The sequence below is a fragment of the Acrocarpospora pleiomorpha genome (assembly GCF_009687885.1).
In the GTDB taxonomy this organism is placed as follows: Bacteria; Actinomycetota; Actinomycetes; order Streptosporangiales; family Streptosporangiaceae; genus Acrocarpospora; species Acrocarpospora pleiomorpha.
This window is the reverse complement of record NZ_BLAF01000017.1, coordinates 165207-179529: the sequence shown is the minus strand read 5'-3', so window position 1 is coordinate 179529 and position 14323 is coordinate 165207. Positions and strand designations below refer to the sequence as shown.

Genomic DNA, 14323 nt, shown 5'->3' with positions numbered 1-14323 from the left:
GCCTGTCCGGGCTCCCGCCCGGCCCCCTGGTCGCCGTGGCTTCGCCCTGGGTGGTTCGGGACGGGCGCTAATCCCAAGGGTGATCTACCGAAATTTCCGGAATTGGGCCTAGAGTGCCCGAAAAGGGTTGGGAAGTGGCGGTGACCAGCGGGAGCAGCCAGGTGGGGCTGTGCTTCACGATGAACGCGAGCACCGCGACCAGCAGCCGTCGCCGGTGGTCGCGGTAGAGATAGGGCGAGGGAGTTGGCGTGATGATCACTGTGCGTGGGGCGGTGGCGCCTGGGTTTGAGGGGGTGCGGGAGGAGTTCGAGGACGTTGTCGCGGAGGGGCCGGATGAGCCTGGGGCGCAGCTTGCCGTTTATCGGGATGGGCAGCAGGTGGTCGATCTGTGGGCGGGGGACGGCGTAGCGGGTGATTCGCTGTTCGCGGTGTTCTCCTCTACCAAGGGGGCGGCGCATCTCGTCGTGGCGTTGCTGGTGCAGGAGGGCGTACTCGATCTGGATCACCGGGTCGGCGAGTGGTGGCCGGAGTTTCCGGCCGAGATCACGCTGCGGGGGCTGCTGGCGCACCGGGCGGGCATGATCGGGGTGGATGGGGGGTTCAGCGAGGCGGAGCTGGCCGACGATCGGCTGATCGCGAAGAAGCTGGCGGGGCAGCGGCCGTACTGGACTCCTGGAGCCGCCTACGGGTATCACGCCTTTGTGATCGGCGCGCTCACCGGTGAAGTGGTCCGCCGGGCGACTGGGCAATCGATTCAGGAGATATACGAGGAGCGCATCCGAGCGCCATACAACATCGGCTTCTATCTGGGGCTGCCCGCCGAACTCGAATCGCGGTTCGTTCCGGCGCGGCCGATGCGTCCCGTTCCCGGGGAGGTCGTGGATCCGGAGAGCCTGACCGGTGTCGCGTTCAACCTCAACGCCCCCTCCCCCACCGATCTGGTGGCCTTCGCCAACAGCCGCCAGACGCGCGCGCTGGGCCCGGCGTCCGCGGGTGGCGTCGCCAACGCGCGAGGGCTCGCCGCCCTGTACGCCGCCGCCGTCTCCGGCCTGGACGGCAAGCCTCCCCTGCTGACCCCGGCCACGATCACGGAGTTCTCCCGCCTGCACACCCCAGGAACCGACCTGGTCACCGGCGACGTGAACAAGTTCGCGCTCGGCTACGAAGCCGTGCCGCTGCTCTACCCCGCGCTGGGCCCCGACGCCTTCGGCCACAGCGGCGCGGCGGGCTCGCAGGCGTTCGCCGACCCGCGCAGCGGCATCGCCTACGGCTACGCGCGGCGGCGGCTGCCCGTCCCGGCGGGCGCGGCCCCGGAGAACGAGCGCCTGATCCCAGCCGTCCTACAGTGCGCCCGCTTCAGCTAGCAGCCCCTCGCAGACGGCCACTGCCCGTCCCGGCCAGCGCGGCCCCGGAGAACGAGCGCCTGATCCCGGCCGTCCTATTAACCAGAAACCCGTCCCATAGCCAGCCGCATAGCCGCCGACCAGGGAACTCACCGCCGCGGCTGTCCAGATCACGACTTTCTAATTAATACAGTGCGCCCGCTTCGGCTAGCAGTCCCTCGCAGGCGGCCAGCAGCCGCCGGCGGAGCGGGACGGCGCGCTCGGCGAAGTCCCGCTGGGCCGCCGCGTACTCGATCCGGCCCGCCGGGGTCTCGACCGGGATGGGCGGGTAGCCGTGGTGGCTCAGGTCGTAGGGGCTGGCGCGCATGTCGACCGCGCGGATGTCCCTGGCCAGTTCGAAGCAGTCGGCCACCAGCTCGCCCGGCACCAGCGGGGACAGCTTGCTCGCCCACTTGTAGAGGTCCATGTTGGCGTGCAGGCACCCGGGCTGTTCGCGTTCGACCTGGTGTTCGCGGGTGAGCTGGGCCTGGTTCAGCGGACGGGCCTGCGGGGTGAAGAAGCGGAACGCGTCGAAGTGGCTGCACCGGAGCGGGCGTTCCTCGACGACGGCGGCCACCGCCTCCGGTGACATGCGCAGCGGCTGCGTGGCGTGCCTGACCCGCTCTGGCGGCAGGCGGTAGACCATCGCCCACTCGTGCATGCCAAAACACCCGAACTGCCCGGGCCGCCCTGCGGTCGCCGCCAGCAGGCCCGCGACCCAGGTGAGGGTCTCCCGCCGCCGCGGCACGAGCGCGGCCGTGTCCAGGGTCGCGCCGCCGTCGACGTCGACGTATCCCGTCCCGAACTCGCGCGCCCCTTCGAGCACGACGCCCGCCCCCGGATGCCACCGCCGCAACCGGCTCGGCCGATACCCGTAGTAGCTGAACAGGAAGTCCTCCACCGGGTGCGCCACTCCGGCCCGGCGGCGGCTCAGATGCGGGCCGATCCACCCGTCGACGCGCCGCCGATGAGCTTCGGCCCTGGCCTCCCAGTCTCGCCTGTCCAGCACACGCACGTCAGTCATGTTAGCTCCGCCGTTCCGGCACGGTGCGCGGGGCCGTGCGACGGCCAGGTCGCAGCCGTACATCTCGCCGCCTTCGAGCAGCGCGGCCAGCAGCGAGAACACGTCGTCGGACGGCAGCTCCGGGGATTCTTCAACACTCACTTGAACACTTGCTCAGATGTGTAATCGTTTGAGTAACTGGATATCAACGCTCTGTAATCAAAGCACGTTGTTAGCCATGACATCCACAAGGGAGTGCCCGTGTCGATGCTCGATCCCCGATCTCCTGGCCTCGCGGTGTGGCTGGCCGCCGCCCTGATCTGCCTCTCGACGCTGGCCGGGGCGTGGCTGGCCCGGCGGAAAGCGCGGCAGGTCACCGGGTGGCTGGCCGTCGCGTCCGCGTTGATGCTGGTCACCGCGTTGATCGATATGCTGCCCGACGCCTGGCGGGGGGCGGCCGAGAAAGGGGTCCCGCTGTGGGCGGTGGGGCTCGCGATCGTGTCCGGCTTCCTGGTGATCACCTATTTCACCCGGAAGGGCTGCGGGCACGAGCGCACCGGGCCCACCGGTGGGAATCACGCGCCGGGGCTGCATCGCCGGGTCAAGGAGGTGCTCAGCGCGGCCGTGTTCAGCGGCGTGGGCACCGCGGCCGCGCTCTCCGTGCACCGCGCGGTTGAGGGCGCCACACTCGCCCTGACCACCTCGGCCGTCGTGGTGATCGCCCTCATGGTCCATTCCATCAGCGAGGGCCTCGCCCTGACCACCCTGCTCAATATGACCTCCCGGCGGCTGGCGCCGTGGCTGGTCGTCGCCTGTGTCAGCCCCGCCGCCGGCATCCTGATCGCCACCATCAGTCCTCTTCCGCCGCGGGTGGAGCCCATCCTGATCGGCGTGGTGGCGGGAGTGCTGCTCCGTACGGCGCTGGTGGGCCTGAAACTGGCCGCGATCCGGCAGGCGGACGGGCGACTGCCGCGGCGGCACGCGGTGAGCGCGATCGGCGTCGCGGGCACGGTGGCGGTCCTGATCGCCGCCGCCCAGGTGCTGCCCGGCGGCGGCGAACATCCCATCGCCGGGCAGATGATGATCCGTCTGCCCCAGCCGGTGCCGACTCCGACTCCGACCGCGACTCCCTTCTCCCCGGTCAGCAGGGAACACCTGCGCGCCGCCGTCGCCACGGGCTATCTGAGCCTGTCGGAGGTGTTCGCGCGCACCGACGACCTGACCAGGGGGACGCACATCGGGTGGCTGCTGCGCACCCTGCCCGGTCACCGGCCGGACGACGTCAAGAAGTTGCTCGCCGCCGACGACATCCCGCCCGATCGCAGGCTCGGCGACCTGTCGGACCGGCACCGGGCGTACCTGCTGGAAGTCATCTCCACCCCGCGAAAGGCTCGGTGAACGATCCCATGACCGACACAACGCTGACCGCCGACGACGTCCGCGCCAAGGTGTTCACGACCGGGCGGCTCCGGGAGGGCTACGACCTCGCCGAAGTCGACGTCTTCCTGAACGAGGTGGCGGCCAGCCTGCGCCGCCTGCACCAGGAGAACGCCCACCTGAAAGGCCTCGTCGCCGATCCGAAGACGGCGACGCTGCTGATCGTCAACGCGCGGGAGCAGGCGGAGACGATCATCGCGGAGGCCCAGGACCGCGCACGCGCCCTCGAAGAGGAGACGCGCGAGCGCCTGCGCAGGGCCACCGACATCCTCGCCGAGGCCCACACGGCCGGAGTCCGGGAACTCGACCGCTGGCGCACCGGCCTCGAAGATCAGCTCACCCAGATCAAGGACGCGGTGGCCACGTCGTGACGTTGAGTAGGGGGTTACTCAAGGCGTACGACCGGTGACGGGGAGAGGATGGCCAGGTCCGTGACGTGGAAAGGCGGAGCGATGGACGAGTTCGAGACACATCTGGCGCGTGCCGACGCGGGGCGCGCGCGGGCGGTGGCGGCTACCGAGTCGCCGTTCACGATCGAGGTGCGGTTCCTGGGGGGTCTGAGCGAGACCCAGAAGGCGGCGTTCGCGGCCGCGGCCGACCGGTGGGCGCGCATGATCGTCGGAGATCTGCCCGATGTCGGCATTCCCGACGTGCCGGAACTGCCCGAGGGCCTCACCCCCGGGGAGGCCATCGACGACATCGTGATCCTGGCCCAGGGCGCCAAGATCGACGGTGCGGGAACGCCGGAGGGCAACATCCTGGGGCAGGCGCGGCCGATTCTCGTGCGGACGGGCAGCCGTATCCCGGCGGTCGGCACGATGACCTTCGACAGTTTCGACCTGGACCGGATGGAACAGTCGGGGCTCCTGCACGATGTGATCGCGCACGAGATGGGGCACGCGCTGGGACTCGGCGGGGGGATCTGGCAGGAACTGCACCTCGTGGAAGGGCTCGGCACCACCGACCCGGTCTTCACGGGCGCGGGGGCCCGTGAGGCGTTCTCGCTCCTGCTCGGCAGTGCGGAACCGCACGTCGTCCCGGTGGAGAACGTGGGCGGTCCCGGCAGCGCCGGCTCGCACTGGCGGGAGTCGGTGTTCGGCGCCGAGCTCATGACCAGCAGGGTCGGCACCGGTCTCGGCAACCCGCTGAGCCGTCTCACGGTGGCGGCGCTCGGGGACATGGGCTACCAGGTGGACATGGCGGCGGCGGAACCGTATGTACTGCCGTCTCCGCTGTTCCTGGCCGAGATGCGCGCGGCGGCTCTGGACTCCACCCTGTTCTGCGGCGTATCTCAGGAGGAGCTGCCCGGGCTCATCTGACCAGGCACCATGGAGGGATGCGGATCGGCGTATTCCTCATCGCGGCGGGATCTGCCCGGCGTCCGCCGGGACAGGTCCTGCGGGACACCGTGGAGGCGATCGTCGCCGCTGAGGAGGCCGGGTTCGACGACGCGTGGATCGCGGAGCACCACTTCATGTCGTACGGGGTGTGCCCGTCCGCGATCACGCTGGCGGCGATGGCCCTGGGCCGTACCGAGCGGATCGGGGTCGGGACGGCGGTGAGCGTGCTGTCCACGGCGCATCCGGTGGCGCTGGCCGAGCAGGCGGCCATGCTGCACCATCTGTCCGGCGGTCGTTTCACGCTGGGCGTGGGGCGGGGCGGGCCGTGGGTGGACCTGGAGGTGTTCGGGGCGGATCTGGACAGGTGGGAACGGGGGTTTCCGGAAGCTCTTGATCTGCTGTGCCGGGCGCTGAGCGAGCCTTCGGTGGCGGCGAGCGGTGAGTTCTTCCGGTTCCGCGAGGTGGCGATGGTGCCGTCGGCGCGGATGCGGCCGGTGGTGGCCAGGGCTTCGGAGCGTACGACCCGGGTGGCCGCGGAGCGGGGCTTGGGCATGCTGCTGGGGATGGAGCTTGACGATGCGGCCAAGGCACTGATTCTGGCCGAATATGCGGATATAACCCCCATAGACGCCCCGCACATGGCCGCGGCGGTCGCTTTCGTGGGTGATTCGACAAAGAAGACCCAGGACGAACTGAGAGCCCAGCTCCCCCTGTGGCTCGAACCCGGCATAGCCGGATATGTACGCGTAGACGGCCAGCCCAGGCAACCCCGCGACCTGGATGAATACGTAAATTTCCTGACCCGCGTGCACCCCGTCGGTGACGCCGATCATTGCGTGGAAACGCTCAGAACCACCCACGAGACGACCGGCCTCCGCCATCTCATCCTCATGGTGGAAGGCATAGGGGATCACCGCCGCACCCTGGAGAACATCCGCCGCCTGGGCGCGGAAGTCCTCCCCCGGCTCAGAAACTGATCAGCGCTACTTGCCCTGCTCCGGCATGGCGATCGGCACCCGGGTCCCCGCCTGCTTGGCCTCGGCCATGCCGACGCAGATCTCCAGGATGCCCTTGTCGTAGGTTGCGGTGACCTCGTCCTCCCTCGCCCCTGTGGGCAGGGTGATCGACCGGTTCATGCTGCCGTAGCGGAATTCGCTGCGGCCGCCTTCCTTCTCCTCCTGGTGGCGCTCCGCGTGGATGGTCAGCATGCCGCCGCCGACGGTCACCTCGACGTCCTTGGCCGGGTCCACGCCGGGGAGTTCGCACCGAAGCACATATTGGCCGTCCCGGACGAAGTCCTCGAACCGCAGCGACTGGCCCATCGGGCGCAGGCTGAGGAGCGGCGATTCCAGCATGTCGAAGATCTCCGGGAAGAAGCCCCGATCGCGGCGCATCATCATGCCCATGGCGTTCACCTCCGTGTCGCTTTCTTCCAGCTCAGTCCGGACGTGACCGCGAGGGTAGGGGCAGAAGTCCCTAATGCCCGTCGAAGGCGCGCTCCATCTCGTCCAGCACACGTTCGATGACCTCGCCCGGGCGGCCGGGCTGCCCGTCCTGAACCCACAGGCGCATGGCGATGCGTACGGAGGCGAGGAAGGCGGTGGCCAGAACGTGGGCGCGGATCGGGCCCGCTCCGTCGCGTTCGGCCACGACCGCGGCCAGATCACGTTCCAGGGCGGCGTGATTGCCCAGCTGGACGGCCAGCAGGCCGGGATGGGTGAGGGCCAGCCTGGTGCGGATCGCCCATTCGCTGACGGTGTGCTCGTCCCGGTCGGCCATGGTGGCGACGACCGCGCGCATCGCCGCCCAGGCGGACTCCCCGGAGGGGCGCTCGTGGATGGCGGCGAGCAGGGCGCGCATCTGCTGGCCGTCCGCGTAGAGCAGGGCGTCTTCCTTGCCGGTGAAGTAGTTCGAGAACGATCTGCGCGAGATGCCCGCCGCCTCGGTGATCTCGTCGATCGTGACGTTGTCGATGCCGCGCTCGATGGTGAGCCGCATCGCCGCGTCATGCACAGCCTGCCTGGTGGCGGCCTTCTTACGTTCGCGAAGCCCTTGCGCCATCACGATCACCACCTCCACGAGTAAATATACCTACATCGCAGGCATACTTGCCACATAGGCATTTTTGCCGGAAAGGCAGGTAGTGTGGCTCGTACGTTCACGCAACGGGAGGATGCGATGATCGACACATCCGGGACGAACATGGTGCGGTTTCCCTTCCGCCCCCGACACGGAGACCCTCTGACGCCGCACGCGGTCTCCTTCCCCGACGGGATCGGGCAGGTGGAGCTGCCCACCGGCCAGATCGCCTGGCTGGTCAGCCGGCACGAGTACGTGCGCCAGGTGCTCCGCAGCCCGGACTTCTCCAGCGATTTCACCAAACCGGGGTTCCCGATGATCCGGGCCCTGCCGCAGCTGCCCGACGGGCCGCCGCCGGGCATGTTCATCCGCATGGACGGGCTCGACCACGCCCGGCTCCGGCGCATGCTCGTCCCGGAGTTCATGATCAGGCAGATTCGCACGCTGGAACCGCTGATCAGGGAAACCGTCGTCGGTGCGCTGGACGCCATGCGAGCGGCCGGGCCGCCCGCCGACCTCGTCGAGTCGTTCGCGCTGCCCGTGCCGTCGATGGTGATCTGTCATCTGCTCGGTGTGCCGTACAGCGATCACACGTTCTTCCAGGAGCGCAGCCGCATCATGCTGGCGTGGTCGACCCCGCCGCAGGCGGCCTTGGCCGCGCGGGACGAGATCCGCGACTACCTCGACAAGCTGGTACGGCAGCGGGACGGCGGCGAGGACCTGATCAGCCGTTTGGCCGCCGAGCGGGTGGCCACCGGCGAGATGACCATGGAGGAGCTGGCAGGGGCGGCGCTGCTGCTCCTGGTCGCCGGGCACGAGACCACCTCGAACATGATCGGCCTGAGCACGCTGGCGCTCCTGCAGAATCCCAGGCAGATGCGCAGGCTCCGGGAGCAGCCCGAGTCGATGGCCGACGCGGTGGAAGAGCTGCTGCGCTACCTGAGCATCGTGCGGACCGGCCTCACCCGGGCGGCCGTGGCCGACACCGAGATCGGCGGCCAGGTCATCAAGGCCGGGGAGGGCGTGATCGCGCTGCTGTCCGGCGCCAACCACGACACCGCCGTCTTCGCCGACCCCGGCGACCTCGACCTGACCCGCGGCTCCCACCAGCACATGGCCTTCGGCTTCGGCGTGCACCAGTGCCTAGGCCAGCCGCTGGCGCGCGCCGAACTACGCATCGCCCTCACCGAACTCCTCACCCGCCTACCCGGCCTCGCCCTCGCCGTCGACCCAGCCGAGATCGAGTACCGCGACGCCCTCATCTTCGGTGCCCACCGCCTGCCGGTGACCTGGTGAACGCCATCTCCGTGCCAGCACTGATGCCGGATCCGCGCGCGGATGCGACCATCGATCCGTGGCCCGGAGTGTGCTGATCGTCGACGACCATGACGGATTCCGTTCCTCGGCTCGGGCGCTGCTCGAGGCGGGCGGTTTCGTCGTCGCCGGTGACGCGGCGACCGGCGCGGAGGCCGTCGCCGCCGCCGACCGGCTCCATCCCGACGTGGTCCTGCTCGACATCCAGCTGCCCGACCTGGACGGCTTCGCGGTGGCCGCACGCCTCACTGGGCTGGCGGATCCACCGGTGGTCGTGCTCGTGTCAAGCCGGGACGCCGTGACGTACGGCCCTCGGCTGCGGGGAGCCCGTTTTCTCCCCAAGCACGAACTGTCCGGTGCGGCGCTCAGCGATCTTCTCGGGTGACGGCGTGCGGGCGCCGATCCTGGTCCTGGCGGTCGTGGCGGGTCTCGCGTCGGAGTGGGTGGCCTACCGCTGGGAGCAGCCCGGACAGTGGATTCCCGACCTATTGACCGGCCTTGTGCTCGTCGGCTCTGGTCTGTACGCGCGCAAAGCCCCGGGCACGCTGCTCATCGCGACCGGATTCGCCTGGTTCGCCGGGAATCTGGACCCGGCCTTGTGGTACTGGCACCGGGGGCCGTTGATCCACCTGCTGCTCATGTTCCCGGGCTGGCGGCCCACGACCCGGCTCGGCTGGGCGGCGGTCGGGACCGGCTACGTGGCCGCCGTCGTCCAGCCCGTCTGGAACACGGATCTGGCCGCCGTCGCCCTCGTCTCAGCGCTGCTCGTCGCCGGGGGCACACGGCGGGCGACCATCGCCTTCGCCCTCGCCGTGTACGGCGGCGCCGCCAGCCGCCTCGTCTTCCCCGCCGGGGAGGTCGCCTTCCCCGCGGCCCTCGGCTACCAGGCAGTCCTGTGCGGCATCGCGATCACCCTGGCCTGGACGCTCCGGCGGCCCGGCCACGAAGCGGTCACCGACCAGGTCATCGAGCTCGCCCGGCCGGGCTCCCTGCGCGCCGCGCTGGCTGAGACCCTTGGCGACCCCGACCTGCGGGTCGGCTTCTGGCGGGACGGCCGCTACTTCGACGAACGCGGGGTCCCGATCGCGCTCCCCGCCGGGGACCTGGCCACGACGTTCATCGGCGATGACGGCGAGCCCTTCGCCGTCATCGTGCACGATCGGGCCGTGCTCACCGGCACATCCATGATCGAGGCCGTGGGCACCGCCGCCAGGCTGACCGCCGTGAACGCCGCGCTTCAGGCGGAGGTGCGTGCGCAGGCCGCCGAACTGGCGGCCTCCCGGCGGCGGCTCATGGTGGCCGCCGACGAGGAACGCCGCCACCTCGCCGAGCGCCTGCAGGAGGGTCCCGTGCGGCACCTCACCGGCCTGCTCGACACCCTCAAACCAGGCAAAGCGGCCGAACACCTGGCGAACACCCTCCAGGAGCTGGACGACCTCGCGCACGGCCTGCATCCGCGCGAGCTCCACGGCGGCCTCGTGCCCGCCTTGGCCGCGCTCGCCGCGCGTTCCCCGGTGCCGGTACGGCTGAACGTGTCCCCTGATCCTCTCCCGGCGGACGCGCCGGCACGCCTGAACACGTCCCCGCAACCACTCCCGGCGGACATCGAGGCAGCCGTCTACTTCGTGTGCGCCGAGGCCCTGGCCAACGTCGCCAAGCACGCCGCCGCCTCGACGGCCTCCATCACGCTCACGCGACACGACGCGGAACTCTCCTTGAGCGTGCGCGACGACGGTGTCGGCGGCGCCGATCCCGCTCAGGGCAGCGGCCTGCGCGGACTGTCGGATCGGGTCGAGACGTTCGGCGGCCGCCTCACCGTCGACTCCGCGCCGGGCAACGGAACGCGGCTCGTCGCCGAGATCCCCCTCGGCGACGAGCCGCGCTGAAAGCATCAGCCGATCTTCTTCCACGGTTCGCTGCCGAACAGCACGTACATGAGCGACTCCTCCCCAGACTGGCCCGCCTCCACGTCGACGAACCTGAGCTCGCCGCCGTCGAACCGCCACCCGGCGGAGAACAGATCGCCGCCCGCGGTGCCGCACAGGACCTCGCGGAAGGAGAGCACGACCTTGCCGCCGGTGACCGTGTAAGGGCCATAGCAGTCCGTGCTGTCCGGGCTTCCGCCGACGTGGTGGCGCCAGGTGCCCGCTTTGAAGGTCAGGGTGGAAATGCCCGAGTTGTCGCGCGCCCAGGCGGGATTCACCTTGTAGTCGAGGAACCGTCGCATCGGAATCTCCGCCCGGTAGACCCCTTCGGGGAACTTCGCCGACGCGCTGCTCTTCGCGAGCGTCCCCGTGCTCTTCCTGCCGTCGCAGGGGATGGCGATTTGCGCCGCCGGGACGTTCTTCTTCAGCTCGCGTATACGCTCGATCATCCCCTTGACCTGGGGGTCCTTCTCCAGCATCGCGTAGACCGGCTGAGCCGCCCGTTCCAGAGCGGCGATGTCGCCGTCCTCCGCGTAGACGACCGCTCCGCCGTACGAGCAGAACGCCCGGCCCGCCTCGATCTCCGAGGGGCGGTGGGATCGGACCCAGACGGCGGTCGACGCCGCTGCTTCCGTCACTGCGGCGCGCTGCCGATCGGACAGGCCGTCCAGCACCGAGGACCGGATGACAAGCGTGTTCACCTTGGGGAAGAACGTCACGTTGGCGGCGGCCACGCTCGCGGGCAGCGAGGACGGCGCCCAAATGTAGGAGGATTCCATCCCGGCCAGGGACTTGGCGGCGATCGCCTGTCCCATCGCGTCGCCCGGCAGGTCGGCGGGTTCCGCGCCGAACGCCCGGAAGAGCGCGTAGGCGGTGTCGGAATGCGGGGCACGGAACGTCTTCCCGGCGAAGTCCGCGGGTGAGGTGAGCGGGCCGTTCACGCCGAACGGGTGCCGCAACCCGTCGGGAAGAGGGCCAGACCGGTCAGACCGGCTTCGGTCAGGCCACCGAGCATCTGCGCGGCCAGGGCGTCGTCGGCGAGGATCCGGTCCACCAGATAGTCGCTCGTGACGAGGAACGGAGCGTGTAGCGCGCTCATGGTGGTGATGCCCTCGGTGTCCCACGCGCGGGCCGGGATCAGCCCCATGTCGAGCTCTCCTCCGGTGACCAGCCGCGCCACGGCCTGGTCCCACTGGGTCACCGGCCCGGCCGCGTTCCACTTCGGCTGAACACGCACCGTGCCGCCGGATTTCGCCTGGACCAGCCGCGCGAACTCCTCGACGGCGTCGGCCCCGGGCAGCCCCGGCTTGTCGTCGGTCCCCAGTGTCAGCGTGGTGACGGCGGGCCCCGGGCCGCTCTTCCCACCCTGCGTCGTGCTCGCGCAGGCCACCACGATCGCGGCCGTCGCGGCGAGGACCACGACGTTTCTCAGTCTCATGACCACCCTCCCTTGACGTCAGCATCGACGCTAGGCCGGGCTGCCCGCCATTCCATCGCGACCAGCACGGCCACCGGGAGCCGCGGCCTACGTGCTAGCCGCAATGGCGGATCCCCACCACCGCGAGAGAATAGGCGCCGTGCGGGTCACATCCTTGGCCGTACCGCTCACTGCGGTCGGGTACGGCTTCGCGACGGTCGCGGTGCTCGCCGATGTGGACCCGGAAACCCGGTATCCAGTCGCGGTGACCGTTGTGACGGCCCTCTTCCTGTTCGCGGCCGGTGCCGTCAGCCGGCGAGGAGCCGCGTACGCCGCCGGGTTGTGCTGGCTGGCGCCGATCTGGATCGCCGGAGGCCCGTCCTGGGCCAGGAGCGCCGCGATGGTCGCGGTTCCCTTCCTGCTCCCCGCCACCGCCCACCTGACGCTGCGACGGCCCCCGATCACGGCCTACACGATCACCGCGCTGCTGGCCGTGGGCCACACGCTCGTGTACGACCCGTTCTACGACCCCGATTGCTGGCGACTCTGCGACAACATCCTCCCGGCGTTCCCAAACCAGACGGCGGCCGAGTGGCTGAGCACCTCCTGGGCCGCCTTCGCGGTGGTGTTCGGCGTCGCGGCGACCACACGCGCCATCCAGGACCACCGGCGGATGACGCCCGTCGCCCGTCGCGTGCGCGGGCTCCCCCTGCTGCCCGGCTCTGTGGCGACGGCGACGTTCGCCCTCTACGGCACGGCGCTGCTCCTCGGCCCGGCCGAACGCCCGGACAACCCCCTCTACCTCGCGATCTTCTTCGCCCAAGCCGCCGCGCTCAGCTGCCTCGCCGCGGCCGTCATCTGGACGACCGTCGCGGGATGGCTCAGGCGGGCCGCGGTGGGACGCCTGGCCGACGACCTCGGCTCCGCGTCCCTGCAGGCGGCCCTCGGCCGGGTGACCGGCGACCCGTCCCTCACCGTCGCCTACTGGCTGCCCAGTTACGGACGCTACGTGGACAGCCGAGGCACCGAAGTTCCCGCCGAACCGGAGCAGGGACAAGCGGTGACCTCCATCGTCAGGGAGGGCCGGCCCGTGGCGCTGATCGCGCACGACCCCGGCAGCCGGGAACTCACCGAGCGCATCGGCCCGGCGGCCCGGCTCGCCATCGACAACGAGCGGCTGCGCGCGGAGGTGCTGGCCCAGATCGCGGACCTGCGTGCCTCCCGGACCCGCGTCGTGGCGGCGGGCGACGACGCGCGCCGCAGACTCGAACGCGACCTGCACGACGGCGCGCAACAGCGCCTGCTCGCGGTGGCCTTCGAGCTCAGGCTCGCCGGGGATCCCGCGGTCGACATGGTGCTCCAGGCGCTGGGGGAACTCCGGGAGCTGGCCCACGGAATCTTCCCCGTCATCCTCGAGGAGACCGGAATCGAGGGCGCGTTGTGGTCGCTCGCCGACCGGGCGCCGTTCCCGGTCGAGATCTCCGAACTCCCCGGCGTACGCTTCCCGCCCGCCGTCGAGCGGGCCGTCTACCTGATCACGGATTACTCGGCGCGATCGGCCACCGGACCGCTGAACGTGCGCGTGGAAGCCCGGGAAGACGTTCTCACCCTGGAGGTGACGGGAGCCGTCCCCCGCCTGCCCGGCCACCTCGGCGACCGTGCGGGCGCTCTCGGCGGCCGGGTGACCGCGACCGCCGATCACCTCCGCGTGGAGATTCCCCTCGCCGGGGCTACGATGTGAGCCCAAATGTGAGCGGAGACCTCATGCGCGTGGTGGTGGCGGATGACTCGCTGCTGACGCGGGCGGGCGTGGCGTACCTCCTCAAGCAGTCCGGCTACACCGTGGCCGCGGAGGTGGACGACGCCGGCACGCTGCTGACGGCCGTGCGCGCGGAGGAACCCGACCTGGTCGTGGTCGACATCCGGATGCCCCCGACCCACACCGACGAGGGGCTGGTCGCCGCCGAACGGATCAGGGCCGACCATCCGCGCGTCGGCGTGCTCGTGCTCTCGCAGTACGTCGAGCCCGCCTACGCGATGCGCCTCCTGCGTGACCATCCGGAACGCGTCGGCTACCTGCTCAAGGAACGCGTCTTCGACCAGGCCGTCCTGGTCGACGCGCTCCGCCGCCTCGCCGACGGTGAGACGGTCGTCGACCCCACGATCGTCTCCCGGCTCCTGGGCAGGCAGCGCGCGAAGGACCCCCTCGCGGCCCTGACCGCCCGCGAGCGCGAGGTGCTCGCCCTGCTCGCGGAGGGCCTGTCGAACAAGGCCATCGCCGCCCGCCTGACCATCACGGAACGCACCGTCGAGGCGCACGTGGCGCAGATCTTCGGCAAGCTGGGCCTGCTCGACGACCCGAGCTCGCATCGCCGGGTCCTCGCCGTCCTCGCCTTCGTCCGCTCGGGCGGCTGAGTTCACCATCG

Annotated in this window: 13 protein-coding genes and 1 pseudogene; 10 read left to right on the top strand and 4 right to left on the bottom strand. The window is 70.4% G+C overall.

Annotated features, from left to right (window positions below; genetic code table 11):
- Positions 1-251: 251 nt before the first annotated feature.
- Complete coding sequence (locus Aple_RS17375; protein WP_155345647.1) at positions 252-1364, top strand: serine hydrolase domain-containing protein; 1113 nt, start codon at positions 252-254, stop codon at positions 1362-1364.
- A 163-nt stretch (positions 1365-1527) separates the two neighbouring features.
- Here the strand turns inward: Aple_RS17375 and Aple_RS17370 are convergent, their stop codons facing one another.
- Positions 1528-2406, bottom strand: a complete 879-nt coding sequence (locus Aple_RS17370) for a 3-methyladenine DNA glycosylase (protein ID WP_155345660.1) — start codon at positions 2404-2406, stop codon at positions 1528-1530.
- A gap of 240 nt (positions 2407-2646) precedes the next feature.
- Between Aple_RS17370 and Aple_RS17365 the strand changes: the two genes are divergently transcribed.
- From Aple_RS17365 to Aple_RS17350, 4 genes are all read left to right on the top strand, one after another.
- The gene (locus Aple_RS17365) at positions 2647-3783 is read left to right on the top strand and encodes a ZIP family metal transporter (protein WP_155345646.1); all 1137 of its coding nucleotides are present in this window, start codon (positions 2647-2649) and stop codon (positions 3781-3783) included.
- 8 nt (positions 3784-3791) lie between these two features.
- The gene (locus Aple_RS55550; RefSeq protein WP_155345645.1) at positions 3792-4193 is read left to right on the top strand and encodes a DivIVA domain-containing protein; all 402 of its coding nucleotides are present in this window, start codon (positions 3792-3794) and stop codon (positions 4191-4193) included.
- An 81-nt stretch (positions 4194-4274) separates the two neighbouring features.
- Complete coding sequence (locus Aple_RS17355) at positions 4275-5141, top strand: leishmanolysin-related zinc metalloendopeptidase (RefSeq protein ID WP_155345644.1); 867 nt, start codon at positions 4275-4277, stop codon at positions 5139-5141.
- 17 nt (positions 5142-5158) lie between these two features.
- Positions 5159-6139, top strand: coding sequence for an LLM class flavin-dependent oxidoreductase (locus Aple_RS17350; RefSeq protein WP_155345643.1), 981 nt, complete (start codon positions 5159-5161; stop codon positions 6137-6139).
- 6 nt (positions 6140-6145) lie between these two features.
- Here Aple_RS17350 and Aple_RS17345 read toward each other — a convergent pair whose 3' ends face one another.
- Together Aple_RS17345 and Aple_RS17340 are read right to left on the bottom strand one after the other, a co-directional pair.
- Positions 6146-6568 carry an Hsp20/alpha crystallin family protein gene (locus tag Aple_RS17345; protein ID WP_155345642.1) on the bottom strand — a complete coding sequence of 141 codons (423 nt, stop codon included), beginning with the start codon at positions 6566-6568 and terminating at the stop codon, positions 6146-6148.
- A 70-nt stretch (positions 6569-6638) separates the two neighbouring features.
- Complete coding sequence (locus Aple_RS17340; protein WP_246264536.1) at positions 6639-7241, bottom strand: TetR/AcrR family transcriptional regulator; 603 nt, start codon at positions 7239-7241, stop codon at positions 6639-6641.
- A gap of 99 nt (positions 7242-7340) precedes the next feature.
- Here Aple_RS17340 and Aple_RS17335 point away from each other — a divergent pair, with 99 nt between their 5' ends.
- The 3 genes from Aple_RS17335 to Aple_RS17325 are packed head-to-tail and all read left to right on the top strand — an operon-like array spanning position 7341 to position 10441.
- The gene (locus tag Aple_RS17335; protein ID WP_218038372.1) at positions 7341-8537 is read left to right on the top strand and encodes a cytochrome P450; all 1197 of its coding nucleotides are present in this window, start codon (positions 7341-7343) and stop codon (positions 8535-8537) included.
- Between the two features lie 58 nt (positions 8538-8595).
- The gene (locus Aple_RS17330; protein ID WP_155345641.1) at positions 8596-8940 is read left to right on the top strand and encodes a response regulator; all 345 of its coding nucleotides are present in this window, start codon (positions 8596-8598) and stop codon (positions 8938-8940) included.
- Positions 8912-10441, top strand: coding sequence for a sensor histidine kinase (locus Aple_RS17325; protein WP_155345640.1), 1530 nt, complete (start codon positions 8912-8914; stop codon positions 10439-10441). The genes Aple_RS17330 and Aple_RS17325 overlap by 29 nt, the downstream gene beginning before the upstream one ends.
- Positions 10442-10446: 5 nt before the next feature.
- Here Aple_RS17325 and Aple_RS17320 read toward each other — a convergent pair.
- Positions 10447-11918 (bottom strand): annotated as a pseudogene (locus tag Aple_RS17320) (TRAP transporter substrate-binding protein).
- Positions 11919-12057: 139 nt separating this feature from the next.
- On the opposite strand from Aple_RS17320, the gene Aple_RS17310 reads away from it, so the two are divergent.
- Positions 12058-13638: a sensor histidine kinase gene (locus Aple_RS17310; RefSeq protein ID WP_155345637.1), complete on the top strand. Its 1581-nt coding sequence runs from the start codon at positions 12058-12060 to the stop codon at positions 13636-13638.
- Positions 13639-13661: 23 nt separating this feature from the next.
- A complete protein-coding gene (locus Aple_RS17305) occupies positions 13662-14312 on the top strand; it encodes a response regulator transcription factor (protein WP_155345636.1) in 651 nt (216 codons plus the stop codon).
- Positions 14313-14323: the final 11 nt, after the last annotated feature.

What these genes read in the sequence shown, in the direction of transcription:
- Aple_RS17370 (WP_155345660.1), bottom strand. Translation starts at nt 2,406, where the DNA reads ATGACTGACGTGCGTGTGCTGGACAGGCGAGACTGGGAGGCCAGGGCC.
- Aple_RS17350 (WP_155345643.1), top strand. Translation starts at nt 5,159, where the DNA reads ATGCGGATCGGCGTATTCCTCATCGCGGCGGGATCTGCCCGGCGTCCG.
- Aple_RS55550 (WP_155345645.1), top strand. Translation starts at nt 3,792, where the DNA reads ATGACCGACACAACGCTGACCGCCGACGACGTCCGCGCCAAGGTGTTC.
- Aple_RS17375 (WP_155345647.1), top strand. Translation starts at nt 252, where the DNA reads ATGATCACTGTGCGTGGGGCGGTGGCGCCTGGGTTTGAGGGGGTGCGG.
- Aple_RS17345 (WP_155345642.1), bottom strand. Translation starts at nt 6,568, where the DNA reads ATGGGCATGATGATGCGCCGCGATCGGGGCTTCTTCCCGGAGATCTTC.
- Aple_RS17355 (WP_155345644.1), top strand. Translation starts at nt 4,275, where the DNA reads ATGGACGAGTTCGAGACACATCTGGCGCGTGCCGACGCGGGGCGCGCG.
- Aple_RS17335 (WP_218038372.1), top strand. Translation starts at nt 7,341, where the DNA reads ATGATCGACACATCCGGGACGAACATGGTGCGGTTTCCCTTCCGCCCC.
- Aple_RS17305 (WP_155345636.1), top strand. Translation starts at nt 13,662, where the DNA reads ATGCGCGTGGTGGTGGCGGATGACTCGCTGCTGACGCGGGCGGGCGTG.